The sequence below is a fragment of the Microbacterium ureisolvens genome, from assembly GCF_015278315.1.
Taxonomy (GTDB): domain Bacteria; phylum Actinomycetota; class Actinomycetes; order Actinomycetales; family Microbacteriaceae; genus Microbacterium; species Microbacterium ureisolvens.
In genome coordinates this window covers 342,119-367,297 of sequence record NZ_JADIJE010000004.1, presented here as the reverse complement: position 1 = coordinate 367,297, position 25,179 = coordinate 342,119, and the positions used below count along the sequence as shown (strand labels likewise).

23 protein-coding genes are annotated in these 25,179 nt (G+C 70.3%); 18 read left to right on the top strand and 5 right to left on the bottom strand.

Features of this window, described 5'->3' with window-relative positions:
- Positions 1–19 precede the first annotated feature (19 nt).
- The 3 genes from IM767_RS09075 (at position 20) to IM767_RS09065 (ending at position 3,558) form a co-directional block, all read left to right on the top strand.
- Positions 20–883, top strand: a complete 864-nt coding sequence (locus tag IM767_RS09075) for a DNA alkylation repair protein (RefSeq protein WP_109209530.1) — start codon at positions 20–22, stop codon at positions 881–883.
- Positions 884–919: 36 nt separating this feature from the next.
- Positions 920–2,914, top strand: a complete 1,995-nt coding sequence (gene thrS / locus IM767_RS09070; protein ID WP_239453212.1) for a threonine--tRNA ligase — start codon at positions 920–922, stop codon at positions 2,912–2,914.
- Between the two features lie 65 nt (positions 2,915–2,979).
- Complete coding sequence (locus tag IM767_RS09065) at positions 2,980–3,558, top strand: HIT family protein (RefSeq protein ID WP_422613770.1); 579 nt, start codon at positions 2,980–2,982, stop codon at positions 3,556–3,558.
- A gap of 48 nt (positions 3,559–3,606) precedes the next feature.
- On the opposite strand, the gene pdxY is transcribed toward IM767_RS09065, so the two are convergent.
- Together pdxY and IM767_RS09055 are read right to left on the bottom strand one after the other, a co-directional pair.
- Positions 3,607–4,458 (bottom strand): pyridoxal kinase PdxY, encoded by an 852-nt coding sequence (gene pdxY, locus IM767_RS09060; RefSeq protein ID WP_109209488.1) that lies wholly within the window; start codon positions 4,456–4,458, stop codon positions 3,607–3,609.
- A 7-nt stretch (positions 4,459–4,465) separates the two neighbouring features.
- Positions 4,466–5,809 carry an aminotransferase class I/II-fold pyridoxal phosphate-dependent enzyme gene (locus IM767_RS09055; RefSeq protein WP_109209487.1) on the bottom strand — a complete coding sequence of 448 codons (1,344 nt, stop codon included), beginning with the start codon at positions 5,807–5,809 and terminating at the stop codon, positions 4,466–4,468.
- 128 nt (positions 5,810–5,937) lie between these two features.
- Here IM767_RS09055 and pdxS point away from each other — a divergent pair, with 128 nt between their 5' ends.
- From pdxS to IM767_RS09000, 11 genes are all read left to right on the top strand, one after another.
- Complete coding sequence (pdxS, locus tag IM767_RS09050; RefSeq protein WP_109209486.1) at positions 5,938–6,831, top strand: pyridoxal 5'-phosphate synthase lyase subunit PdxS; 894 nt, start codon at positions 5,938–5,940, stop codon at positions 6,829–6,831.
- Positions 6,825–7,430, top strand: coding sequence for a pyridoxal 5'-phosphate synthase glutaminase subunit PdxT (gene pdxT, locus IM767_RS09045; protein ID WP_109209527.1), 606 nt, complete (start codon positions 6,825–6,827; stop codon positions 7,428–7,430). Before pdxS ends, pdxT begins: the two co-directional genes overlap by 7 nt.
- Positions 7,431–7,466: 36 nt before the next feature.
- Positions 7,467–7,988: a hypothetical protein gene (locus tag IM767_RS09040; RefSeq protein ID WP_109209485.1), complete on the top strand. Its 522-nt coding sequence runs from the start codon at positions 7,467–7,469 to the stop codon at positions 7,986–7,988.
- Positions 7,989–8,063: 75 nt separating this feature from the next.
- Entirely contained in the window at positions 8,064–8,825 is a 762-nt protein-coding gene (locus IM767_RS09035; protein WP_109209484.1) for a YebC/PmpR family DNA-binding transcriptional regulator, read from the top strand.
- A gap of 68 nt (positions 8,826–8,893) precedes the next feature.
- On the top strand, positions 8,894–9,472 hold the full coding sequence (ruvC, locus tag IM767_RS09030) for a crossover junction endodeoxyribonuclease RuvC (RefSeq protein ID WP_194398843.1): 579 nt from the start codon (positions 8,894–8,896) through the stop codon (positions 9,470–9,472).
- A 51-nt stretch (positions 9,473–9,523) separates the two neighbouring features.
- The gene (gene ruvA, locus IM767_RS09025; protein ID WP_109209483.1) at positions 9,524–10,150 is read left to right on the top strand and encodes a Holliday junction branch migration protein RuvA; all 627 of its coding nucleotides are present in this window, start codon (positions 9,524–9,526) and stop codon (positions 10,148–10,150) included.
- Positions 10,143–11,168, top strand: a complete 1,026-nt coding sequence (ruvB, locus tag IM767_RS09020) for a Holliday junction branch migration DNA helicase RuvB (RefSeq protein WP_109209482.1) — start codon at positions 10,143–10,145, stop codon at positions 11,166–11,168. The genes ruvA and ruvB overlap by 8 nt, the downstream gene beginning before the upstream one ends.
- Positions 11,169–11,252: 84 nt before the next feature.
- The gene (locus tag IM767_RS09015) at positions 11,253–11,708 is read left to right on the top strand and encodes a preprotein translocase subunit YajC (protein ID WP_109209481.1); all 456 of its coding nucleotides are present in this window, start codon (positions 11,253–11,255) and stop codon (positions 11,706–11,708) included.
- Positions 11,709–11,754: 46 nt separating this feature from the next.
- Positions 11,755–13,473: a protein translocase subunit SecD gene (gene secD / locus IM767_RS09010; RefSeq protein ID WP_109209480.1), complete on the top strand. Its 1,719-nt coding sequence runs from the start codon at positions 11,755–11,757 to the stop codon at positions 13,471–13,473.
- Positions 13,473–14,465, top strand: coding sequence for a protein translocase subunit SecF (secF, locus tag IM767_RS09005; protein WP_109209479.1), 993 nt, complete (start codon positions 13,473–13,475; stop codon positions 14,463–14,465). The genes secD and secF overlap by 1 nt, the downstream gene beginning before the upstream one ends.
- Positions 14,466–14,519: 54 nt before the next feature.
- Positions 14,520–16,769 carry a RelA/SpoT family protein gene (locus tag IM767_RS09000; RefSeq protein ID WP_109209478.1) on the top strand — a complete coding sequence of 750 codons (2,250 nt, stop codon included), beginning with the start codon at positions 14,520–14,522 and terminating at the stop codon, positions 16,767–16,769.
- Here the strand turns inward: IM767_RS09000 and IM767_RS08995 are convergent.
- The 3 genes from IM767_RS08995 to IM767_RS08985 all read right to left on the bottom strand — a co-directional run bounded on the left by IM767_RS08995 (position 16,756) and on the right by IM767_RS08985 (position 19,452).
- A complete protein-coding gene (locus IM767_RS08995) occupies positions 16,756–17,304 on the bottom strand; it encodes a type IV toxin-antitoxin system AbiEi family antitoxin (protein WP_109209477.1) in 549 nt (182 codons plus the stop codon). The genes IM767_RS09000 and IM767_RS08995 overlap by 14 nt on opposite strands.
- Positions 17,305–17,402: 98 nt before the next feature.
- Entirely contained in the window at positions 17,403–19,040 is a 1,638-nt protein-coding gene (locus tag IM767_RS08990) for a DUF349 domain-containing protein (RefSeq protein WP_194398842.1), read from the bottom strand.
- 109 nt (positions 19,041–19,149) lie between these two features.
- Positions 19,150–19,452, bottom strand: coding sequence for a dioxygenase (locus IM767_RS08985; protein WP_109209476.1), 303 nt, complete (start codon positions 19,450–19,452; stop codon positions 19,150–19,152).
- Positions 19,453–19,616: 164 nt separating this feature from the next.
- On the opposite strand from IM767_RS08985, the gene IM767_RS08980 reads away from it, so the two are divergent.
- The 4 genes from IM767_RS08980 to alaS all read left to right on the top strand — a co-directional run bounded on the left by IM767_RS08980 (position 19,617) and on the right by alaS (position 25,174).
- A complete protein-coding gene (locus IM767_RS08980; RefSeq protein WP_109209475.1) occupies positions 19,617–20,984 on the top strand; it encodes a replication-associated recombination protein A in 1,368 nt (455 codons plus the stop codon).
- Positions 20,985–21,169: 185 nt separating this feature from the next.
- The gene (gene rpsD, locus IM767_RS08975; protein ID WP_109209474.1) at positions 21,170–21,799 is read left to right on the top strand and encodes a 30S ribosomal protein S4; all 630 of its coding nucleotides are present in this window, start codon (positions 21,170–21,172) and stop codon (positions 21,797–21,799) included.
- Positions 21,800–22,127: 328 nt separating this feature from the next.
- On the top strand, positions 22,128–22,424 hold the full coding sequence (locus IM767_RS08970; RefSeq protein WP_109209473.1) for an ATPase: 297 nt from the start codon (positions 22,128–22,130) through the stop codon (positions 22,422–22,424).
- A 92-nt stretch (positions 22,425–22,516) separates the two neighbouring features.
- Entirely contained in the window at positions 22,517–25,174 is a 2,658-nt protein-coding gene (gene alaS, locus IM767_RS08965; protein ID WP_109209472.1) for an alanine--tRNA ligase, read from the top strand.
- Positions 25,175–25,179 lie beyond the last annotated feature (5 nt).

Below are 25,179 nucleotides of genomic sequence, written 5' to 3'. Positions count from 1 at the left end.
GACCGCTAGCGTGTCGGGCATGAGCACAGCGCTCGCCGGTGACATCCGGGATCGCCTGCGCGCCGCCGCCGATCCGTCGCGGGCCGCCGGCCAGCAGGCGTACATGAAGTCGTCCATGCCGTTCCTCGGGGTGAGGGTGCCGGAGGCGCGCAGGATCGCCACGCACGCCGCCAAGGGGACGACGGATGCCGCCGCCCTTCGCGAGACGGCTCTCCAGCTGTGGGATGCCGCGGGCCACCGCGAGGAGCGGTACGCGGCGATGGCGCTGCTGGCCCGGCCCCTCCGCGGCGAACCGTCGCTCGTTCCGGTCATCGAGCACATGGTGCACACCGGTCAGTGGTGGGACTACACCGACGAACTCGCGCACCGCCTCGCCGATCTGCACGACGCCCACCCCGAGGCGACGGTCGCGCTCGTCCACGCGTGGGCCCGCGCCCACGACATGTGGATCAGGCGCATCGCGATCCTGTCGCAGCTGGGCCGCGGCATCCGTGCGGATCGGGCGGTTCTCGTCGACACCATCGAGCCCAACATCGCCGACCGCGAGTTCTTCATCCGCAAGGCCATCGGCTGGGCTCTGCGCGAGTACGCCCGGATCGCACCCGGATGGGTGAGGGAGTACGTCGCGCACCGCCCGCTGAGTCCGCTGTCGCGCCGCGAGGCGCTGAAGCACCTCGGTGCCGACGTGACCGTCGAGCGCCCGGGGCCCCCGCGAGTCGGGGCGGACTCTGCACGGAGCAACCCCGATACCGGGCACGAACGATCCCCCCGGCTAGACTCGGAGGATGGAACTCGTCTGGTCGACCGCCGCTGCGGCATACAAGACCGACACGCGAACGCTCGACGCCTGAGCGGGCGGGGCGCGTCGCGCGCCCGAAGCTGAGTAGCCTTGATCCGAGCCATTCCCAGGAGAGTTTCCGTGACTGACGCTGTGCCCTATCCCGCCGACGGCTTCGCCCTGTTCCCCGACCGCTCCGTGGTCGCGCTTCGCGTGAACGGCGAACTAAAGGACCTCGCGACGGTGGTGGAGGAGACGGATGCCGTCGAGCCCGTCACCATCGACAGCCCCGACGGGCTCGCGATCCTGCGCCACTCCACGGCGCACGTGCTCGCCCAGGCCGTCCAGCGCATCAACCCGCAGGCGAACCTCGGCATCGGCCCGCCCATCACCGACGGCTTCTACTACGACTTCGGCGTCGAGCACCCGTTCACGCCCGAGGACCTCAAGGCCATCGACAAGGAGATGGCCCGCATCATCCGCGAGGGCCAGCGCTTCGTCCGCCGCGTGGTGACCGACGAGGAGGCGCGCGTCGAGCTCGTCGACGAGCCCTTCAAGCTCGAGCTCATCGGGCTGAAGGGCGCGGGAGCCGAGAAGACCGAGGGCGCCTCGGTCGAGGTCGGCGCCGGCGAGCTGACCATCTACGACAACGTCGACCGCGACGGTCAGACGGTCTGGAAGGACCTCTGCCGCGGGCCACACCTGCCCAACACCCGCATGATCGGCAACGGCTGGGCGCTGCAGCGGATCGCCGGCGCCTACTGGCGGGGCAGCGAGAAGAACCCGCAGCTCCAGCGGATCTACGGCACCGCCTGGCCGACCAAGGACGAGCTGCGCGCGTACCAGACCCGTCTCGAGGAGGCGGCCAAGCGCGACCACCGCAAGCTCGGCAAGGACCTCGACCTCTTCTCCTTCCCCGACGAGATCGGCTCCGGCCTGTCGGTGTGGCATCCCCGCGGCGGCATCGTCCGCGGCGAGATGGAGCAGCACGCGCGTCGCCGCCACATCGCGGGCGGCTACACCTACGTGTACACGCCGCACATCTCGAAGGAGGACCTGTTCCTCACTTCGAACCACCTCGTCACGTACAAGGAGGGCATGTTCCCGCCGATCGTGATGGACGAGGAGCGCGACGAGCACGGCGAGATCGTCAAGCACGGCCAGGACTACTACCTGAAGCCGATGAACTGCCCGATGCACATCCTCATCTACAAGGAGCGCGCGCGCAGCTACCGCGACCTGCCGATACGGCTCGCCGAGAACGGCACCGTCTACCGCAACGAGCTCTCGGGGGCGCTGCACGGCCTCACCCGCGTGCGCGGCTTCACCCAGGACGACTCGCATCTGTTCGTCACGCCCGAGCAGCTGGAGGAGGAGGCGACCCGCGTCCTCGAGTTCGTGATCTCGATGCTGCGCGACTTCGGGCTGGACGACTTCGAGCTGGAGCTCTCGATGCGCGACGACGAGAAGGACAAGTGGATCGGCTCCGACGAGTTCTGGGAGTACTCCACCGACGCGCTGCGCAACGTCGCGGTCGCCAGCGGCCTGAAGCTGACCGAGGTTCCCGGAGAGGCGGCGTTCTACGGCCCGAAGATCGACCTGAAGACCCGCGACGCCATCGGCCGCACCTGGCAGCTGTCCACCGTGCAGGTCGATCCGAACCTGCCCGAGCGCTTCGAGCTCGAGTACACCGACCGCGACGGCCAGAAGAAGCGGCCGATCATGATCCACCGCGCGCTCTTCGGCTCGATCGAGCGGTTCTTCGCGATCCTGCTCGAGCACTACGCGGGGGCGTTCCCGGTCTGGCTGTCGCCGGTGCAGGTTGTCGGCATCCCCGTCGCGGAGGACTTCGCGGACTACCTGGGCGAGGTCATCGACCAGCTGAAGGCGGAGGGTGTGCGCGCAGAGCTCGACCACTCCGACGACCGCATGCAGAAGAAGATCCGCACGCACACCACCCAGAAGGTGCCGCTGCAGCTCATCGCGGGCGCGCAGGACCAGGCAGCCGGCACGGTGTCGTTCCGCTTCCGCGACGGCTCGCAGGAGAACGGCGTGCCGATCGCCGACGCCGTGCGCCGCGTGCGAGAGGCGATCGCCTCTCACGCGCTGGTGAACACCGCGGAGGACTTCGCGTGAGCGACCACCCGCTTGCGGGGAGTCGCGACCGCGAAGTCGCGGTTCCTGAGCCTGTCGAAGGGCGCGTGACTCCGGACGAGGGCGGGCAGGGCACGGCGGAGACCGCTGCCGACTCCGCCCTCGTCGACGCCGCGACGCTGCCGGGGGTGCCCGACGAGTTCCAGCGCTTGTGGACCCCGCACCGCATGGCGTACATCCAGGCGGGTCCCGAGGTGCTGCGCAAGGAGTGCCCGTTCTGCGAGGCGCCGCGCAAGTCCGACGAGGAAGGCCTCATCGTCTTCCGGGGGCGCACCGCCTATGCGCTGCTGAACCTGTTCCCGTACAACTCCGGCCACCTGCTGGTCTGCCCGTACCGCCACATCGCGACGTACGACCAGGCGACCGACGACGAGGTCGCCGAGATCGGCCTGCTCACGCAGCAGGGCATGCGCGTCCTCCGTCAGGTCTCGCGCTGCGACGGCTTCAACATCGGCATGAATCAGGGGCACGTGGCGGGAGCCGGCGTCGACGAGCATCTTCACCAGCACATCGTGCCGCGGTGGGGCTCGGACGCGAACTTCTTCCCGATCATCGCCAAGACGAAGGCTCTGCCGCAGCTGCTCGGCGACGTGCGGCGGGTCGTCTTCGACGCCTGGAACGCCTGACGCGGTGATGACGGATGCCGCGGCATCCGTCATCCGACAGCGTCCGGTTCAGCGCACCCGGGTGACGTCGAACTGCAGGCGCGGGTGAGCGTAGGCCTCCTGCGACTCGACGAGCTGCAGCTCGCGCTCGCCCGACGCGTGGGTGCGCTCGAGCAGGTCGTACACGCTCGACGTCGTGCGCGCGAGGGCGTCGGCCGCGTCGCCCGTGCGACGGTAATGGGCGGTGAAGAGGGCCGCCGTGACGTCGCCCGAGCCGTTCGCCTTCATCGGGATGTGCGGGGTCTGCACCATCCAGGCGCCGTCGTCCGTCACCGCGAGCATCTCGATCGTGCCCTCGGGGCGGTCGGGCCGCTCCACGCTTGTCACGAGCACGGTGCGGGGACCCATGTCGCGGGCGAGGTCCGCCGAGGCGAGTGTGGACTCGAGGTCGGCTGGATCGGTCTCGGTGAGGAAGCCGAGCTCGAACTGGTTCGGGGTGATGATGTCGGCTGCGGGCACCACACGATCGCGCAGCAGCACCGGGATCGCCGGGGCGACGAAGCAGCCCGACTTCGCGTTGCCCATGACCGGGTCGCACGCGTACACCGCCGAGGGATTGGCCTGCTTGACCTTGGCCACGGCCTCGAGGATCACGTCGGCGATGCCCTCGCCGCCCTGGTACCCCGAGAGCACGACGTCGACCTGCGGGAAGACGCCGCGCTCCTCGATGCCCGTGATCACGTCGCGGACGTCGTCCGGGTCGATGAGCGGGCCGCGCCAGGCGCCGTAGCCGGTGTGGTTGGAGAAGTTCACCGTGTAGACCGGCATGACCTCGACGCCGATGCGCTGAAGCGGGAAGACGGCGGCGGAGTTGCCGACGTGACCGTAGGCGACCGCGGACTGGATCGAGAGGATCTTCACCGCTCGATCATGCCACTTCCCGCGTGGCGAGCCGTCCACCGGCGGCGCGCACCGCGGCGGCCACATCGGCGGCCAGTCGCTGGGCATCGGCGTCGTCGAGGTCGTGCACGGTCAGACGCAGCCGGTCCGACGCACGGTCGTCACCGAGCACGAACTCGTCGCCGGGGCGGGCGAGCCACCCTCGCCGCATCAGCTGCTCCGACACCGCCCGCGCGGGTACCGGGAGCGCGATCCACAGATTCAGCCCGTCGCCGGCGTCGGCCGGGATGCCCGCGGTCGTGAGCAGATCGACGAACGCCGCATTGCGCTCGGCGTAGTGGGCGCCGGCGCGGTCGATCGCCGCCATGGTCCCGGCATCCGTCACCAGCGCGTGGGTGAGCCGCTGCAGCAGGTGGCTCACCCAGGTCGTGCCGGGGGTGAGACGCATCGCGAGCCGCTCGGCGGTCTCGGGATCGGATGCGGTCACCGCGAGGCACATGTCGGGACCGAGGAACTTCGAGACCGACCTCACCAATGCCCATCGCCGGTGGTCCGGGCCGATGAGCGAGTGGAACGGCCGCTGCGACAACAGGGAGAAGTGGTCGTCCTCGATGACGAGGACGTACGGATGCTCGCGCAGCACGTCGCGGAGCTCTGCCGCTCGCCGCGCCGAGAGGCTGGCGCCCGTGGGATTCTGCGCGCGGGGCGTGTGGACGACCGCGCGCACGCCGAGTTCGAGCGCGGCACGCAGTCCGGCGACCGTCATTCCCTCGTCGTCTACCGGCACGGGCACCGGGCGGTAGCCGCCGATGCGCACGGTGTGGATGCTCGTCAGGAAGCACGGATCCTCGAGCGCGACCGCGTCGTCGCGGGTGAGCGCCTGCGCGAGCAGCCGCTCGACGGCGTCCGCGGCGCCGCTCGTGATCGTGAGGCGCATATCGGCTTCGGGCGCGAGGTCCGCGCGCATCCATTCGCGCGCCCAGGCCTCCAGGCCCGGGTCGATCACAGGCTCGCCGTACAGCACCGGGCGTCCTGCCATGCCGGCCAGCGCGAAGGACGGATCGGGGATCCGCTCGGGATCCGGGTTGCCGGTGCCGACGTCGCGCAGCACGCTCCCCGCCGCGAACCCCTCCTGGGCGACGGGGGAGAGATCGGCGACGCGGGTACCGCCGCGCCCGCGCGTGACGATGACCCCGGCCTGGGCGAGCTGGCGGTACGCGGCCACCACGGTGTTGCGGTTGACCCCGAGCTGCTCGGCGAGAGCGCGGACGGGCGGGATCGCTTCGCCGGGATGCAGGTCGCCGCGCTCGATGAGCGCGCGAAGGCTCTCGGCGATCTCCGCCGCGGATCGACCGCTGATATCGAGATCCATTCCAGCCTCCGTCACATCCCCGCCATCGCCCGAGTGTAGGGCGCGGTCCATGCTATCTTTTGGCCTAGGCCAATACCCGCATTGTCCTCACCCGTTTGCGCTCCGCGCGCCGATCGAAGGGAAAGCTCGTGACCACTGCTGCCGACACGGGAACCGACCGCGTCAAGCGCGGACTCGCCGAGATGCTCAAGGGCGGCGTCATCATGGACGTCGTCACCGCCGATCAGGCGAAGATCGCCGAGGACGCCGGCGCCGTCGCCGTCATGGCGCTCGAGCGGGTCCCGGCCGATATCCGCGCACAGGGCGGAGTCGCCCGCATGAGCGATCCCGATCTCATCGACGACATCGTCGCGTCGGTGTCCATCCCGGTCATGGCGAAGGCCCGCATCGGGCACTTCGTCGAGGCGCAGGTTCTGCAGGAGCTCGGCGTCGACTACATCGACGAGTCCGAGGTGCTCTCGCCCGCCGACTACGTCAACCACATCGACAAGTGGAAGTTCGCGGTTCCCTTCGTGTGCGGTGCGACCAACCTCGGCGAGGCGCTGCGCCGCATCAACGAGGGCGCCGCGATGATCCGCTCCAAGGGCGAGGCGGGCACGGGCGACGTGTCGGAGGCGACCAAGCACATCCGCAAGATCTCCAGCGAGATCAACGTGCTGCGCTCGATGACCAAGGACGAGCTGTACGTCGCGGCCAAGGAGCTGCAGGCGCCCTACGAGCTGGTCGCCGAGATCGCCGAGACGGGCAAGCTCCCCGTCGTGCTGTTCGTCGCCGGCGGCGTCGCGACACCCGCCGACGCGGCCATGATGATGCAGCTCGGCGCGGACGGCGTGTTCGTCGGGTCGGGCATCTTCAAGTCCGGCAACCCCGCCCAGCGGGCAGCAGCCATCGTCAAGGCGACGACCTTCTACGACGACCCGAAGGTCATCGCGGACGTGTCGCGCGGCCTCGGCGAGGCGATGGTCGGCATCAACGTGGGCGACCTCGCAGCCCCGCACCGGCTCGCCGAGCGCGGCTGGTGACGACCGACCGGCCCCGCGTCGGCGTGCTGGCGCTGCAGGGAGACGTCCGTGAGCACGTGCGCGTACTCACGGACCTCGGCGCCGACGCGACGACCGTTCGCCGGCCGGAAGAGCTCGCGACCGTCGACGGGCTCGTGCTGCCCGGCGGCGAGTCCAGCGTGATCGACAAGCTGTCGCGAGCCTTCGGCATGCGTGAGCCCATCCGCGAGGCGATCGCCGACGGCCTCCCGGTGTACGGCACGTGCGCGGGCCTCATCCTCCTCGCCGATCGCATCACCGACGGCATCGAGGGTCAGCAGACCTTCGGCGGCCTCGACGTCACCGTCCGGCGCAACGCGTTCGGCAGCCAGGTCGACTCGTTCGAGGTCGACCTCGACGTGCCGGTGCTCGACGACCCGCCGGTGCATGCGGTGTTCATCCGCGCACCGCTCGTCGAGGAGGCGGGCGACGGTGTCGAGCGCCTCGCGAGCCTGGACGACGGACGGATCGTGGCCGTGCGCCACGGCGCGCTGCTCGGCACCGCATTCCACCCCGAGGTGACCGGCGAGCACCGCTTCCACGCGCTCTTCCTCGACATGGTGCGCGAGCGCGTCCGCTGACGGAGTCCGCCGACGTGGCGGGGTAGATTCTGACCCATGACGATCAACGACTGGTGGCGCGAGCACCCCGAGGAGCGCTACTGGATGATCGCGCCGTCGCGCGGCGTCGTGGGCGACGCGCTGTCGGCCCCGAAGGCCCAGGGCGACCGCCGCTTCGAGTGGTCGCATGAGCTCGTCGGGTTCACCGAGCCCGGCGACACCCTGTTCGTCTGGGACCGCACGCTCTCCGTTCCCGGCATCGCCGCGTGGGGACGGGTGCTCGGACCCCTGGGCGAGGAGCAGCGCGACCGCCGCGGCGACGACCTGCCTCACTGGCGCATGCCGATCAGCGATACGCTGCGGCTCGCGTCGCCGATCACGCTGCCGAATCTGCGGCGCGTCGGCGGCGAGATCGTCGCGGTGCGGGACCGCGTGGAGCAGCTCACCGAGGGGCCGGTGTACTTCCCCTTCATCGGCTCGGCCGAGACGCTGGCGCCGGCGCCGGCATACCTGACGAAGGTGCCGCGCGACCTCGTGGCGCTGCTGTCGTCGCGCTTCGGCTTCGAGTTCGCGCTCTAGCTCGGGGATAAACTAGTCCGTCGGGGCGAGGCGTTCCCGCGCCCGCACCCCGACGAGCGCGAATTCAGGAGGACCATGTCCGGGCATTCCAAGTGGGCGACGACCAAGCACAAGAAGGCCGTCATCGACGCGCGCCGTGCGAAGTCGTGGGCCAAGCTCATCAAGAACATCGAAGTGGCCGCCAAGCTCGGCGGACCCGACCTGCAGGGCAACCCGACCCTGTTCGACGCCGTCCTCAAGGCGAAGAAGACGTCGGTCCCCAAGGACAACATCGACCGCGCGATCAAGCGCGGCGCCGGCATCGGCGGCGAGTCGGTCGAGTACTCCTCGATCATGTACGAGGGCTACGGCCCGAACGGCGTAGCCCTCATGATCGAGTGTCTGACCGACAACAAGAACCGCGCGGCGGCCGAGGTGCGCACCGCGCTCACCCGCAACGGCGGGACCCTGGCCGACCCCGGCAGCGTCGCCTACAACTTCACGCGCAAGGGCGTGATCGTCGTCGGCGGCGAGGGGACGAGCGAGGACGACGTCATGCTCGCCGTCCTCGAGGCGGGCGCCGAAGAGGTGGAGCCTCACGCGCAGGGCTTCGAGGTGATCACCGAGGCCTCCGACCTCGTGACGGTCCGCTCCGCGCTCCAGGACGCCGGCATCGACTACGAGTCGGCCGACGTGGAGTTCGTGCCGAACCTCAAGGTCGAGGTCGACGCCGACACGGCGCGCAAGGTCTTCCGCCTCATCGACGCGCTCGAAGACAGCGACGACGTCCAGAACGTCTACAGCAACTTCGACCTCACCGCCGACGTGCAGGCCGAGCTCGAGAACGACGAAGACTGATCGATGACGGATGCCGCGGCCAGGCGCGCCTGGCCGCGGCATCCGTCGTCCTCGCCTAGCGTGGGGGAGTGGCAACCGGAACCTCCCGCGGTCGGCTGCGCGTGCTCGGCATCGACCCCGGTCTGACGCGCTGCGGCGTCGGCGTCGTCGACGTCGCGCCCGATCGCTCGGCGAGCCTCGTGCACGTCGGCGTCGTGCGCTCCGACCCCGGCGCGCCGATCGAGGAGCGGCTCGCGGTGATCGCGACGGGGCTGCGAGCGGTCCTGGATGCGCACGGTCCCGACGTCGTGGCCGTCGAGCGCGTGTTCGCGCAGCACAACCGACAGACGGTCATGGGCACCGCCCAGGCGAGCGGCATCGCACTGCTCGTCGCCGGCGAGCGGGGTCTGGCCGCCGCCACCCATACTCCGTCCGAGGTGAAGGCCGCGATCACCGGCTACGGCAACGCCGACAAGCGGCAGGTGCAGACGATGGTGGCGCGCGTGCTGCGCCTGGAGGAGCTGCCCAAGCCCGCCGACGCCGCCGACGCGCTCGCTCTGGCGCTCTGCCATGCCTGGCGCGGCGCGCCCGCCGCGGCGAAGGCCTCCGGGTCGCTCACGCCGGCGCAGCGCGCGTGGGCGGACGCCGAGCGACTCGCGCGCCGGTGACGGGCGCGTGTCGCTCGAACAAACGTCCGAACCGCCCCGTAGGCTCGACGCATGATCTCCTCAGTCCGCGGCACCGCCGTGCACGTCGATGCGGATGCGGTCGTCGTCGAAGTCGGAGGAGTCGGCCTCCACGTGGCGGTGACCCCGCAGGTGGCGCGCACCACGCATGTGGGCGACGCCGTCACGCTGCACACGTCGCTCATCGTCCGCGAAGACGCGCTGTCGCTGTTCGGCTTCGAGTCGCGCGAGGAGCTGTCGGTCTTCGGACTGCTCCTCGGCGTCACGGGCGTCGGGCCCAAGTCCGCCCTCGGCGTCCTGGCGACGCTCACGGTGCCGCAGATCGCCGACGCGGTCGCCGCCGACGACGACGCCCCGTTCCGGCGGGTGTCGGGCATCGGCCCCAAGACCGCCAAGCTGATCGTGCTGCAGCTCGCCGGCAAGATCGCCGTGACGCGGCCGGCGGGCACGAGCGGCACCGGTGCGGTGGACTCCGCCGGGATCCCCGCGCAGGTCGTGCAGGCGCTGGTGGGCCTCGGCTGGTCCGAGCGAGTTGCGGCCGAGGCGGTCGACACCGTCGCCGCAGACGCGCCCGAGTCGGACCGCGCGTCGGTCCCCGCGCTGCTGCGCCGCACGCTCGCGACGCTCGGCCCCGCACGCAAGGAGACGGTCGGTGGTTGACGTGCGCGAGGCCGGCGAGCCTGTCGACGAGACCGAGCTCGCGATCGAGGGCGCGCTGCGACCGACGTCGCTCGCGGAATTCGTCGGCCAGCAGAAGGTCCGCGGGCAGATGCAGCTGCTGCTGGACGCGGCCCGCATCCAGCAGCGCCCGGCCGACCACATCCTGCTGTCCGGGCCTCCCGGACTCGGCAAGACCACCCTCGCCATGATCGTCGCCCACGAGAGCGGCCGCCCGCTGCGACTGTCCAGCGGCCCGGCGATCCAGCACGCCGGCGACCTGGCGGCCCTGCTCTCCAGCCTCACGCCGGGCGAAGTGCTCTTCATCGACGAGGTGCACCGCATGGCGCGCTCCGCCGAAGAGATGCTGTACCTCGCGATGGAGGACTTCCGCATCGACATCATGGTCGGCAAGGGTGCGGGCGCCACCAGCATCCCGCTGGATCTGTCGCCGTTCACCCTGGTCGGCGCCACGACGAGGTCGGGGCTGCTGCCCAATCCGCTGCGCGACCGGTTCGGCTTCACGGCGCACCTCGAGTTCTACGAGCCGGAAGAGCTCGAGCGCGTGATCGAGCGTTCCGCCGTGATGCTCGGAGTGTCGCTCCCGCCCGCCGCGCGGGCCGAGATCGCCCGCCGCTCGCGCGGCACGCCCCGCATCGCGAACCGGCTGCTCCGCCGCGTGCGGGACTACCTCGTCGTCCACGGCCGCACGGGCGCCGACATCGCCGCGGTGGACGCGGCGCTCGACCTCTACGACGTCGACCGCATCGGGCTCGACCGGCTCGATAGAGCCGTGCTCGACGCGCTGGTGCGCCGCTTCCGCGGCGGCCCCGTCGGCCTCAGCACACTCGCCGTCGCGGTGGGCGAAGAGCCCGACACCATCGAATCGGTGGTCGAGCCCTACCTCGTCCGCATCGGCTTCATGGGGCGCACGCCACGCGGCCGCATCGCGATGCCCGACGCCTACGCCCACCTGGGCGTGCCGGCCGTCGACTCGGTGCTGGGATTCGATGACCTATAATCGCTGGAGGCTTTCGCCCACCCTCCTCCTGCAAGGCAGCGCCGCCCCGGCGCCTGCCTGACCCGAAAGGCGCTTCCGGCTCCCATGGACCTCGCTACCTTCCTGAGCAACTACGGCCTCATCATCCTGCTGGTCGTGCTCCTCGTCTTCATGTTCTGGAGCTCCCGTCGCCGCATGCAGAAGCAGAAGCTGGAGCAGGAGGAGAAGGCGCGTCAGACGGTCCCCGGCTCCGAGGTGCTGCTGCAGGGCGGCCTCTACGGCACGATCGTCTCGTACGACGCCGACAACCTCGACCAGCCCGCCATCGTCGAGCTCGCCCCGGGCGTCGAGATCAAGGTGCACAGCCAGGCGATCCTGCGCGTGGTCACCCCGGGCACCGGCGCGGTCACCGAGGACGAGTACCTCGCCGCCGAGGAGAGCCACGCCGAGTACGCCGAGGGCGTCGCCAACGGCGACATCACCTCGATCAGCGACGACCAGAGCGCCACCAAGGACAAGAGCGACCCCGACACCGAGTCGGGCACCAAGTCGCAGGGCTGACCCCTTTCCCTCCGCCCGCCCTCGGGCGTCTCGAGAAAGCACAAACGTGGCGACATCCACTCCCGTCCGGCATGCATGGCGCGCACTGACCGGTCTCCTCGCGATCACCGCGCTCCTGTTCGGCATCAACGCCCTCGGCGTCTACGTCTTCGGACAGAGCTCGTGGACCCCGGCGCTCGCCCTCGACCTCCAGGGCGGCACGCAGATCGTCCTCGAGGCGCAGACCGAGGACGGCGCCGACCCGTCGGCGGAGCAGATGCAGCAGGCGGTCACGATCATCCGCCAGCGCGTCGACGCCTCGGGCGTCGGCGAGGCCGATGTCACCACTCAGGGCGGCAACCAGATCGTCGTGCAGATCCCCGGCCAGGCCGACGAGGAGACGCGCAACCGCATCGAGGCGTCCGCGCAGCTCCAGCTGCGCGCGGTGCTGTACGCGGGCGACCCCGCCACCGAGTTCGTCGGCGAGGACGGCAACGCGACGCCGTACCCGACGCCCGACCCGAGCCTCCAGGCCACGCCGACGACCGCGCCGACCGACGGCAGCGACACGGCGTGGATCACCCCGGCTCTCCAGGCGGAGTTCCTCGCCTACGACTGCGCCGACCCGAGCAACGACCCGGCGAACGCCCCGGCCGACGAGCCGCTCATCACCTGTGACGCCGACGGCACCGTCAAGTACATCCTCGGGCCGGTCGAGCTCGACGGCTCGTCGATCGACGACGCGACGTTCGGCGTCCAGCAGAACAACGGCCTGTGGGCGGTCAACCTCTCGTTCGACTCCGACGGCACCGCGACCTTCGGCGAGATCAGCCAGCGTCTCTTCGGTGCCGACCCGCCGCTCAACCAGTTCGCCTTCGTGCTCGACGGCTACGTCCTGTCGGCACCCTCCATGAACGGCGTGATCCTCGACGGCAAGCCGAGCATCACGGGCAGCTTCACGCAGGAGACCGCGAAGGTCCTGGCCGACCAGCTGAAGTACGGCGCCCTGCCGCTGAGCTTCACGGTCGAGAGCTCGAACTCGATCTCGGCCACGCTCGGTTCCCAGCAGCTGCAGATCGGCCTCATCGCCGGCCTCATCGGTCTCGCGCTGGTGGCGATCTACTCGCTCATCGTCTACCGGGCCCTCGGCTTCATCATCATCGCCTCGCTCGCGGTGATGGCGGTGCTGACCTACGTCACGCTGTGCATCCTCGCGTGGCGCATGGGCTTCCGCCTCTCGCTCGCCGGTGTCGCCGGCCTCATCGTGACGATCGGCTTCACGGCCGACTCGTTCATCGTCTACTTCGAGCGCATCCGCGACGAGCTGCGCGACGGCAAGTCGATCACCGCGGCCGTCGAGGACGGCTGGGGCCGCGCGAAGCGCACGATCTACATCTCGAAGTCGATCAACATCCTCGCGGCGGTGGTGCTGTACATCCTCGCCGACTCGACGGTGAAGGGCTTCGCCTTCACGCTGGGTCTCACGACCGCGATCGACGTGCTCATCTTCGTGCTGTTCACCCACCCGGTGCTGCAGCTGCTGGCGCGCACCCGGTTCTTCGGGTCGGGGCATCCGCTCTCGGGGCTCGACCCGACTGCGCTCGGCGCCGTGTACCGCGGCCGCGCGCAGTTCCGCGACCCGGTGCTCGCGAGCGGCGCAGCCGGCCGCCGCAACGCCAAGGCCCGCGGTGAGGCCGCACGCCGACAGACGATCGCCGAACGCAAGCAGGCCGAGTTGGCGGCCGCCGACAAACCCGGCACGACCGCCAAGGAGGGAGACGACTGATGCGCTCCATGAGCCAGTTCGGCAACGACCTCTACACGGGCAAGACATCCTTCCCCTTCGTGGGCCGGCGCAACCTGTGGTTCCTGATCGCCGCGATCCTCGTGATCGGCTCGGCGCTGGTGCCGCTCCTGCGCCCGATCCAGTTCTCCATCGAGTTCACCGGCGGATCCCAGTTCACGGTCAACGGCGTCACCGCGCCGGTCGACCAGTCGCTCGCGACCGACGCGGTGCTCTCGGTGGTTCCCGAGGCCACGACCAAGGTGGTCACGATCGGCGAGGACGCGGTCCGCGTCCAGACCGATCAGATGACGGATGCCGAGAGCCGCGAGGTCTCCGCGGCCCTCGCCGAGGCGTACGACGTGCCGGAGAGCGAAGTCAGCTACGCCTTCATCGGTCCCAGCTGGGGTGCCGACGTCACCCGCCAGTCGCTGTGGGGGCTCGCGATCTTCCTCGCCCTGACCGCCATCATCCTCGCGCTGTACTTCCGGACGTGGAAGATGTCGCTGTCGGCGATCATCGGCCTGGTCGACGTGCTCATCATCACGATCGGCATCTACGCCCTGTTCGGGTTCGAGATCTCGCCGGCCGCCGTCATCGGCTTCCTGACGATCCTGTCGTACGCGCTGTACGACACGACGGTCGTGTTCGACAAGATCAGGGAGAATACGAGCGAAGACGGCGAGGTGTCCGGTCGCACGTTCGGCGAGTCGGTGAACCTCGCGGTGAACCAGACGCTCGTGCGCTCGATCAACACCACCGTCGTGGCGATCCTGCCGACCGGCGCGATCCTGTTCATCGGCCTCATCTGGGTCGGCGCGCAGACGCTCACCGACCTGTCGCTGTCGATCTTCGTGGGAACGATCGTGGCCGCGTACTCGACGATCTTCGTCGCCGCGCCGCTGTATTCGCTCCTGCGCGAGAGCGAGCCGTCGATCAAGACGCGCGACGCACGCGTGGTGGCGGCGCGCGAGCTGGCCGGCACCCCGGCCTGAGCGTCCGCGGCGCGGGCGTAGGATTGTGAGGTCCGGCGGAGGGGAGGGGATCGTATGACCGAGACCGTCCCTCCCGCCCAGTCCTCGTCCCTGCGCCGCCTGGTGCCGCGGATCTTCTCGCGTTCCGCGCGGCGCGACGACGTCGAACAGCTCCTCCGGACGGTGCGCACGCACCACCCCAAGGGCGACCTCACGATCATCGAGCGGGCATACTCGGTCGCCGAGAACGCGCACTCGGGTCAGGCCCGTCAGAGCGGCGAGCCGTACATCACGCATCCGCTCGCTGTCGCGCAGATCCTCGCGGATCTCGGCCTCGGGCCGAGGGCGATCGCCGCGGCTCTCCTCCACGACACCGTTGAGGACACCGCGTACTCGCTCGACATGCTCACCAGCGAGTTCGGCGACGAGGTCGCCATGCTCGTCGACGGAGTGACCAAGCTCGACAAGGTCAAGTACGGCGAGAGCGCGCAGGCCGAGACCGTCCGAAAGATGATCGTCGCGATGTCGCGCGACATCCGGGTGCTCCTCATCAAGCTCGCGGACCGGCTGCACAACGCGCGCACGTGGGGGTTCGTGCCGCCTGAGAAGGCTCGCAAGAAGGCCACCGAGACGCTCGAGATCTACGCGCCGCTGGCGCACCGCCTCGGCATCCAGGCGATCAAGTCCGAGCTCGAGGACCTGTCGTTCGCCGTCCTGCACCCCAAGCTGTACGCCGAGATCGACAGCCTCGTGAAGCAGCGCACGCCGCAGCGCGAGCAGTACGTGCACAACGTGATCGACGCCGTCGACACCGACCTGCGCGAGCTCAGGATCCGCGGCCGCGTCATGGGCCGCCCGAAGCAGCTCTACTCGGTGTACCAGAAGATGGTCGTGCGCGGCCGCGAGTTCGACGACATCTACGACCTCATCGGCATCCGCGTGCTCGTGGGCAGCGTGCGCGACTGCTACGCGGTGCTCGGCGCCATCCACGCCCGGTGGACACCGTTGCCCGGTCGCTTCAAGGACTACATCGCGACGCCGAAGTTCAACCTGTACCAGTCGCTGCACACCACGGTGATCGGGCCGGGCGGGCGCACGGTCGAGATCCAGATCCGCACCCACGAGATGCACCAGCAGGCCGAGTACGGTGTGGCGGCCCACTGGAAGTACAAAGAGCAGATGAACGGCGGCAAGACGGACTCGAAGTCCGTCGACACCGACATGGCCTGGCTCGCGCACATCTCGGACTGGCAGGCCGAGACGGCCGACCCGGGGGAGTTCCTCGACTCGCTGCGCTTCGAGATCGGCGCAAAAGAGGTCTACGTCTTCACGCCGAAGGGCCGTGTCATCGGTCTGCCGGCGGGCGCGACCCCGGTCGACTTCGCCTACGCGGTGCACACCGAGGTCGGCCACCGCACGATGGGCGCGAAAGTCAACGGCCGCCTGGTGCCGCTGGAGTCAGAGCTCAAGAGCGGTGACGTCGTCGAGGTGTTCACCTCGAAGAACCCCGACGCGGGCCCCAGCCAGGACTGGCTGGGCTTCGTCAGGAGCACCCGCGCACGCAACAAGATCCGCGGCTGGTTCACCAAGGAGCGGCGCGAAGAGGCCATCGAGCAGGGCAAGGAGTCCATCGCCCGCGCGATGCGGCGGCAGAACCTGCCACTCCAGCGCCTGATGAACCAGGACTCTTTCACCGAGGTCGCCCACCAGCTGCGCTATGAGGACGTGTCGGCGCTGTACGCCGCGGTGGGCGAAGGCCACGTCTCGACGCAGTCGGTGATCGAGAAGGTCACCGCGCTCGTCGCCGCGAACGACACGGCGACCGGTCCGATCGACCTGCCGCAGGTGGGCCGCTCCCGCGCGCCGCGCGGCGGCGACTCCGGCGTGCTCGTGCGGGGCGCCCCCGACATCCTGGTCAAGCTGGCCAAGTGCTGCACGCCGGTCCCGGGCGACCAGGTGGTCGGCTTCGTCACGCGCGGCAGCGGTGTGTCGGTGCACCGCGCTGACTGCACGAACGTCAAGTCGCTCATGGAGGACCCCGAGCGCCTCATCGACGTCGAGTGGGCGCCGACCACGAAGAGCGTCTTCCTCGTGCAGATCCAGGTCGAGGCGCTCGACCGGTCGGGCCTGCTGAGCGACGTCACGCGGGTCCTCAGCGAGCACCACGTGAACATCCTCTCGGCCACGGTCTCCACGACCAACGACCGCCTGGCTCTCAGCCGCTTCGTCTTCGAGATGGGCGACATCGTGCACCTCGACCGCGTGCTCAACGCGGTGCGCCGCATCGACGCGGTCTACGACGTCTACCGCGTCACGTCGTCCTGACGGCCGACGCGAACGACCGCAGGAGCACCAGGGCCGCCCTCTTGTGGGGGAGGACGCCCGCCTCGAGGTCGTCGATCGCGCGAGTGACGGCATCCGGATCCGCGTCCGCCAGCAGCCGCGCCGCCATCGCGTGATCGGGATCTTCCACGCGCGCGAGGTCGGCGAGGGTACGCGCCGGCGACGTCACGAGCACGCCGCCCAGCCGCTGCAGATCGCGCGCGTCCACGGCGAGGTCTCGGTAGACCAGCCGCCGATCGGGCACGACGCCGAGTCGACGGGCGACGGCGCGCTGCACGGTGTGGCGCGTCGGCGGCGCCGTCAGGGCGCCGTGCACCCACGCCGCCGACAGGTGCGTGGCGGCGAGGGTGTCGCCCAGGATCGGGGCCAGCGAGCCCGCGCGCAGAGCGGCGGTCTCGACCGCGTCCGCGGGCATGTACGCGTCACCGAGAGCGACGAGGTCGCCGTCGAGACACGCCGCCGTCAACTCGGCGCGCGAGAGCCGGTCGTCTGCGAAGTAGAGGAAGGGCGATGCCACGGGGGCAGTCTGCCGCACCCCTGAGCGCCGACGGATGCCGCATCCCGGCGCCTGTGGACAACCCGGCCGTCGTCACCGCGACGGCCGGGTGAAGAGGATCAGCCGCCGAGCGCCTTGAGCCAGGACTTGCGAGCCTCGAGCGCCTCGGTCGCTGCCGAGATGGCCCGCTTGTCGCCCGACTTCTTCGCCGCCTCGAGCTCGTCCTCGAGCTTGTGGATCGCGTCGGTGAGCTGCCGCGTCATGTCGTTGGCGCGCGCCTTCTGCTCGGGATCGTTGCGCTTCCAGTCCGCGTCCTCGCGCGAGCGCAGCGCGTTCTCGACGCGACGCAGCTCGTCGTCGAGGGAACGCTCGGTGTCGCGGGGGAAGATCCGGCCGATCTCGTCCCAGCGGCGCTGGACGCCGGTGAGGATCGAGCGCGCCTTCGCGAGGTCGCGCTCGTCGGCGACGACCTTCGCCTCCTCGAGGAGGGCGCGCTTCTGCTCGATCTTCTCGCGCGAAGCCTCGGCATCCGCCGTCTCGCGCTCGATCCGCGCTCCGTACAGGGCGTCGCCGGCTGCCTTGAACCGTGCCCACAGCGCGTCGTCGACCTTCTTGCCGGCGCGGCCGGCGGTCTTCCACTGATCGAGAAGCTCGCGGTAGGCGGGGATGCCGTCCTCGCCCTTCGAGGAGAGCGCCTCGGCCTTCTCGACCAGACGCGTCTTGCGGTCGCGGACCACCTTGTGGGCCTCGTCGAGTTCGGCGTAGAACGCGCGGCGGTGCTTGTCGACGGTGGCGCGCGCGTCGCGGAACCTCTTCCACAGCTGCTGCGCGGTCGACTTCGGAAGTCGCGGACCGTTCTGCTGTTGCGACTGCCACTGGTCGAACAGCGAGTTGAGCTCCGCCGTCGCCTGCTTCCACTGCACGGTGCGCGGGTCGCGGGCAGCGAGCGCCTCGGCCTTCTCGACGAGCTCGGTGCGCGCCTTGACGGCGTCGTCGACCGCCTCGCGAGCAGCGACCGCTTCGGTCTCGGACTCGGCGGCCAGCGTCTGGGTGAGCGCCGCCACGCGGGCGACCAGGCTCGCCAGGTCGCCGACCGCGGCAGCGCCGTCGAGCTTGCCGTTGATCGTGCGAGCGGTGGAGCGCAGGTCGGAGGCGGAGGCGCCGCCGCGGCGGTGGCGCACCTCGAGCAGCGTCACCTCGCTCGCGAGGTCCGTGTACTTGCGCTCGAAGTAGGCGAGCGCCTCCTCGGGCGAGCCGTCGGGGAACTGGCCCACGACGCGCCAGCCGCCGGCCTCGCGGACCGAGACGGTTCCGTCGTCGTCGACGCGACCCCAGGGCTCGTCGGCGGAGACCGGCGCGGCCTCCTCCACGACGACCTCGACCACTTCGACGGCGACGACCCCGGTCTCGTCGGCGACCTCGATCACGTCGACCTCGACGACCTCGATCGCGACGTCGTCGACGCCCTCGGGAGCGGCGGGCTCGGCCTCGATGTCGGCGGCGGGCTCACCCTCGGCCGGCTCCGGGGTCGCCGAGAGCTCGGCGTCCGCGACTGCGGCCTCGGGCTGCTCGCCCTCACCGGCGGCAGCCTGCGGGTCGGCTTCGACGGATGACCCGTCGGCCTCGAGGGACGACGCGGCGGCCGCGTCGTCCGCGACGTCAGCGGGCGTCGAGGCGTCGGCGGGGGCCTCGTGGTCGGCGGGACCGGCGGTCTCGGGGTTGTCGGTCTCGGGCTGGGAGTCTGCTGCGGCAGTCACGGGATGCACCTCATCGCGGCATACGCCGTCGTAGGGAGTAGGACGGCTCACAGCCTAGTACGGCGGATGCCTCGTCTCCGATGCCCTTGCGAACGCGAAGCCGCCGATATCAGGGCGTGGGCGTGACCGTCGGCTCGGGCGTCGTGGTCGCCGTCGGGCTCGGCGCGGGCGTCGTGCCGGTGGGCGCGGGCGTCGAGGTGGGCGTCGGAGCAGGAGCGCCCGGGCCCGCGAGGAAGTAGGCGGTCTGCGACCCGATGAGGCCCAGCACCAGGACGCCTCCGACGATGCCCGCGATCAGGTTGTCCCGCGTGCGGCGTCGTGCCTGGTCGTCGTGGAACCGACGTCGCGCCTCGTACAGGCGCGAGCGCTCGCGCGCGGCCCGCCCATCGCGGTTCTTGCCACCGGTCGCCACGTGACCTCCTGTATACCCTGCACCTCGCGCACGGTGGTCCGCTGAGGAGCCGGCGACGGTGCGGTCCGGGTCGGCGCCCGGGCGGCTTGATCCTACGGGGCCGCACGGCGGGGGCCAAAACCCGCGCCCGATCCGGTGTCGCGACCGCGGGATAGCCTGGTGGGGTGACAAGTCCGACCGCGCTCTTCCAGGGGCTGACGCCCCTCGCCGTGCGCATGCGGCCCACCTCTCTGGAGGAGGTCGCCGGCCAATCCCACCTGCTTCGCGCCGGTTCCCCACTGGTCACGCTCGCGAATCCGGACGCCGCGGCCCGTGCTGCGACCTCGGTCATCCTGTGGGGGCCACCCGGCACCGGCAAGACCACGCTCGCACAGGCGATCGCGCGCTCATCGGGGCGACGGTTCGTGGAGCTGTCGGCCGTGACGGCGGGCGTCCGCGACGTGCGGGAGGTCATGCAGGAGGCCCTCACGCAGCGTGACCTGTACGGCCAGTCGACGATCCTGTTCCTCGACGAGATCCACCGGTTCACGAAGGCCCAGCAGGACGCGCTGCTGCCCGGCGTCGAGAACGGCTGGGTCGTGCTGATCGCCGCCACCACCGAGAACCCGTCGTTCTCGGTCATCTCGCCGCTGCTGTCGCGATCGCTCCTGCTGACGCTGAAGCCCCTGACCGACGACGACCTGAAGATGCTGCTCGACCGCGCCGTCTCCGACGCACGCGGTCTGGCCGGCGCGGTGGTGCTCGGCGACGAGGCCCGCGACGCCCTCGTGCGGCTGGCCTCGGGCGATGCACGGCGAGCGCTCACGGCGCTCGAGGCCGCGGCATCCCTCGCCACTCCCGACGAGGCGGACGACGAAGACGATGAGGACGACGACGCCACCGCCCGCGACGCCCCACCCGAGATCTCGTCGGAGCACGTCGCGCAGGCGGTCGACCGGGCGCTGCTGCGATACGACCGGCAGGGCGACGAGCACTACGACGTCATCAGCGCGTTCATCAAGTCGATCCGCGGGTCCGACGTCGATGCGGCGATGCATTACCTGGCGCGCATGATCGAGGCAGGGGAGGACCCGCGCTTCATCGCCCGGCGCCTGATCATCTCGGCCGCTGAAGACATCGGCCTGGCCGACCCCCAGGCGCTGCCCATCGCCGTGGCCGCCGCCGATGCGGTCCAGTTCATCGGCATGCCCGAGGGCCGCATCCCGCTCGCGGAGGCGACGGCGTACCTGGCCACCACCGCGAAGTCCAATGCCGCCTACCTCGCCATCGACGCCGCGATCGCCGACGTGCGCTCCGGCGGCTTCGGACGCGTGCCGGTGCACCTGCGCGACGCCCACTACCCGGGTGCCAAGCGCCTCGGTCACGGCAAGGGCTACGTGTACCCCCACGACGCCGACATCGGCATCGCCGCGCAGCAGTACCTGCCCGACGAGCTGCGCGGGCGCCGCTATTACGAGCCGAAGGCGCTCGGCGCCGAGCGCGATGTGCAGGCGCGCCTCGAGAAGATCCGGCGCATCCTCGACGGCAAGTGAGCCCGGTCGGGCCAAAAGCCCCGGTCTGATAGACTTGAGCGGCTCGAAACGCAGTTTTCGGGCATCCCCTCTCTTCTTCATCCACCTTCCGGCATGCCCCGGCGTGCAGTCCGGACAGGGCGAAGACAGGGCGATACGTCCGCGAGCCGTGAAAGACACGGCAGCGTCATCGAAAGGAACACTTCGTGGCTACGAAGTCCCAGGACCGCCGCAAGGTCCGTCTGTCGCGCGCCCTCGGCGTCGCGCTCACCCCCAAGGCTGCCCGCTACCTCGAGAAGCGTCCCTACGCTCCGGGCGAGCACGGCCGCACCAAGCGCAAGGCCGACAGCGACTACGCCGTCCGCCTGCGTGAGAAGCAGCGTCTGCGCGAGCAGTACGGCATTCGCGAGAAGCAGCTGCGCATCCAGTTCAACGAGGCCCGCCGCACCCAGGGCCTGACGGGTGAGAACCTCGTCGAGCAGCTCGAGATGCGCCTGGACGCGCTCGTCCTGCGCGCCGGCTTCGCCCGCACCACCGCGCAGGCGCGTCAGCTCGTCGTGCACCGCCACATCCTCGTGGACGGCCAGCTCGTCGACCGCCCGTCGTTCCGCGTGAAGCCGGGTCAGCTCATCCACGTCAAGGCCAAGTCGGAGGGCATCGAGCCCTTCCAGGTGGCCGCTGCCGGCGGTCACGCCGACGTCCTGCCCCCGGTTCCGTCCTACCTCGAGGTCGAGCTCGACAAGCTCCAGGCCCGTCTCGTGCGTCGCCCCAAGCGCGCCGAGGTTCCCGTGGTCTGCGACGTCCAGCTCGTCGTCGAGTACTACGCAGCGCGATAAGCGCCGCGGTTCGCAAGAACGCGCGTCAGCGCTGCGTCCTGAAGAACACAGCGCGATAAGCGCCGCGGTTCGCAAGAACGCGCGTCAGCGTTGCGTCCTGAAGAGCACAGCGCGATAAGCGCCGCGGTTCGTAGGAACGCGCGTCAGCGCTGCGTCCTGAGGAACACAGCGCGATAAGCGCCGCGGTTCGCACGAAGGGCGCCGGGATCACCCCGGCGCCCTTCGTCGTCCCCGGCGGCGACGGGATGCCCGGTTCGGCATGATCGACACGGTTTCCGCATACGATGGGTGGATGCCGCGCCCCGGCGGCCCGCGAGGAAGTGGTGACATGAAGAACCTCCTGTGGTTCCTGCTCGGCATCGCCGGCGGTTTCGTGCTCGCGCATCTGGTCAACAAGGACCCGCGCGGCCACGAAATCCTCGCCGATGTCGACGCCCGCATCACGGAGTTCACCGACCGCATGGGCGACGCGTATCGCGAGCAGGAGGCGCGCTTCGCGGGTCTGGTCGACGATGTGCGGGATGCCGCCGCCGACGCCGCCTCGAGCGCCCTGGCCGCGGCATCCGATGCCGCCGGCAACGTCGCCGACACGGTGGGCGACGCCGCGCGCAAGCTCGCCGACTGATCGCCCGCCCGCCCGCTCATGCCGGGCGCGAGCCGTCTCACCGACACACACCCCGAACACGCACGCACTCGCACGCACACGCAAGGACCCGAATGAAGACCGCCGAGATCGCCCAGCGCTTCCTCGATTACTTCGAGAAGAACGGCCACACCATCGTCCCCTCGGCATCGCTGGTGACCGACGACCCGGCGCTCCTGTTCACGGTGGCCGGCATGGTTCCGTTCATCCCTTACCTGTCGGGCGACGTCCCCGCGCCGTACGCGCGGGCGGCCGACAACCAGAAGTGCATCCGCACCAACGACATCGAAGAGGTCGGCAAGACGCCGCGCCACGGCACGTTCTTCCAGATGCTCGGAAACTGGTCTTTCGGCGACTACTTCAAGGAAGGCGCGATCCGCTACGCGTGGGACCTGCTCACCACGCCGGAGAGGGACGGCGGCCTCGGCTTCGACCCGAAGGATCTCTGGGTCACCGTCTACGAAGAGGACGACGAGGCGCACGACCTCTGGCTGAAGCTCACCGAGCTGCCCGCGGACCGCATTCAGCGACTCGGCAAGGACACGAACTACTGGAGCACCGGGCTTCCGGGCCCCGCTGGCCCCTGCTCGGAGATCTTCTTCGACCGCGGTCCCGAGTACGGCATCGACGGCGGTCCCGCGACCGACGACGACCGCTACGTCGAGATCTGGAACCTCGTGTTCATGCAGTACGAGATCACCAACGTGCGCTCGAAGTACGACTTCGACATCGTCGGCGAGCTGCCGAACAAGAACATCGACACCGGCATGGGCCTGGAGCGCATCGCGTTCATCAAGCAGGGCGTCGACAACATGTACGAGACCGACCAGGTGCGTCCGGTGCTCGACAAGGCCGTGGAGCTGTCGGGACGCACGTACGGGGCGAACCACGACGACGACGTCCGCTTCCGCGTGGTCGCCGACCACGTCCGGTCTTCGCTCATGCTCATGTCGGACGGCGTGACGCCCTCCAACGACGGCCGCGGCTACATCCTTCGCCGCCTGATGCGCCGTGCCATCCGCTCGATGCGGCTCCTCGGCGTGGACGGCCCGACCTTCGAGGTCCTGTTCACGGCCTCCCGCGACGCCATGAAGGACGCCTACCCGGTCGTCGAGGCCGACTGGGCGCGCATCTCGCAGTACGCGCTCGCGGAGGAGTCGACGTTCCTGCGCACGCTCGCGGCGGGCGAGTCGATCCTCGACGAGTCGCTCGCCGAGACCAAGGGCTCCGGCGGCACGACGCTCGCCGGCGCCGAGGCCTTCCTGCTGCACGACACGTACGGCTTCCCGATCGACCTCACGCTCGAGATCGCCGAGGAGGCCGGCCTCACCGTCGACCGCGCGGCGTTCGACACGCTCATGCAGGAGCAGCGCGCCCGCGCGAAGGCCGACGCCCGCGCGCGCAAGCGCCAGCTCGCCGACACCAGCGTGTATCGCGACCTGCGCGCGAAGGGTGAGACCGTCTTCACCGGCTACACCGATCTCGAGACGGAGTCGCGCGTCCTCGGCATCCTCGTCGACGGCGTCTCGGTCGACCGCGCGAGCGTCGGGCAGATCGCCGAGGTCATCCTGGCCGAGACCGCGCTGTACGCCGAGTCCGGCGGACAGGTCGCCGACAAGGGCGTCATCGTCGGCCCCGGCTTCGAGCTCGAGGTGCTCGACGTGCAGAAGCCCGTCCCGGGGCTGGTGAGCCACACGGTCGAGGTCTCCACCGGCGAGGTGGGCATCGGTCAGCCGGCGACGTCGGTCGTCGACGCCGCGAACCGGCGGTCCGCCCGCCAGGCGCACTCCGCGACGCACCTGGTGCACGCGGCGCTGCGCGACACGCTGGGCAAGACCGCGACGCAGGCGGGGTCTCTCAACCGCGCGGGTTACATGCGCTTCGACTTCTCATGGGGACAGGCACTGTCTGACGCCACGAAGTCCGAGATCGAGGAGATCGCCAACAACGCGGTGCGCGACAATCTCGAGGTCACGACGCGCGTGCTGCCGCTGGACGAGGCCAAGGCGCTCGGCGCGATGGCGCTCTTCGGCGAGAAGTACGGCGACACGGTGCGCATGGTCGACATCGGCGGTCCGTGGTCGCGCGAGCTCTGCGCGGGCACCCACGTGTCGACCAGCGCCGAGGTCGGCCTCATCAACCTCGTCGGCGAGTCGTCGGTCGGCGCGTCCAACCGCCGCGTCGAGGCTCTCGTCGGGCTCGACGCGTTCCGGTCGCTGGCCGCCGAGCGCGCACTGGTGTCGCACCTTACGACCTCGCTGAAGGCGCCGCGCGAGCAGCTCCCGGCGCGCATCGCCGAGCTCCAGGCCAGCCTCAAGGCGGCCGAGAAGAAGATCGCCGCGTTCGAGGCGAAGGCACTCGGTGACCGGCTGCCCGCGCTGGCGGCGGGCGCGACCCGCGTCGGGGACACGCTCGTGGTCGCCGAATCGCTCGGGTCTGCGGCATCCGCCGACGACGTCCGCTCGCTGGCGCTGCAGGTGCGCGAGCGGCTGGGCTCCGAGGCGGCCGTCGTCGCCCTCGGCGCGGTCGTGAACGAACGCCCCGTCGTGATCGTCGCGACCAACGAGGCCGCACGCGCGGCCGGCGCCAAGGCGGGTGTGCTCGCCAAGGGCGCCGCGGGCGTGCTCGGCGGCGGCGGCGGCGGGCGCGACGACGTCGCGCAGGGCGGCGGGACGGATGCCTCGGCCCTGCCTGCCGCGCTCACCTCGGTGAAGGACGCGCTCGGCGCGTGAGCCAG

What these genes read in the sequence shown, in the direction of transcription:
- IM767_RS09075 (WP_109209530.1), top strand. Translation starts at nt 20, where the DNA reads ATGAGCACAGCGCTCGCCGGTGACATCCGGGATCGCCTGCGCGCCGCC.
- IM767_RS09055 (WP_109209487.1), bottom strand. Translation starts at nt 5,809, where the DNA reads ATGGATCTCGATATCAGCGGTCGATCCGCGGCGGAGATCGCCGAGAGC.
- IM767_RS09040 (WP_109209485.1), top strand. Translation starts at nt 7,467, where the DNA reads ATGACGATCAACGACTGGTGGCGCGAGCACCCCGAGGAGCGCTACTGG.
- IM767_RS09035 (WP_109209484.1), top strand. Translation starts at nt 8,064, where the DNA reads ATGTCCGGGCATTCCAAGTGGGCGACGACCAAGCACAAGAAGGCCGTC.
- ruvA (WP_109209483.1), top strand. Translation starts at nt 9,524, where the DNA reads ATGATCTCCTCAGTCCGCGGCACCGCCGTGCACGTCGATGCGGATGCG.
- IM767_RS09015 (WP_109209481.1), top strand. Translation starts at nt 11,253, where the DNA reads ATGGACCTCGCTACCTTCCTGAGCAACTACGGCCTCATCATCCTGCTG.
- secF (WP_109209479.1), top strand. Translation starts at nt 13,473, where the DNA reads ATGCGCTCCATGAGCCAGTTCGGCAACGACCTCTACACGGGCAAGACA.
- IM767_RS09000 (WP_109209478.1), top strand. Translation starts at nt 14,520, where the DNA reads ATGACCGAGACCGTCCCTCCCGCCCAGTCCTCGTCCCTGCGCCGCCTG.
- IM767_RS08970 (WP_109209473.1), top strand. Translation starts at nt 22,128, where the DNA reads ATGAAGAACCTCCTGTGGTTCCTGCTCGGCATCGCCGGCGGTTTCGTG.
- alaS (WP_109209472.1), top strand. Translation starts at nt 22,517, where the DNA reads ATGAAGACCGCCGAGATCGCCCAGCGCTTCCTCGATTACTTCGAGAAG.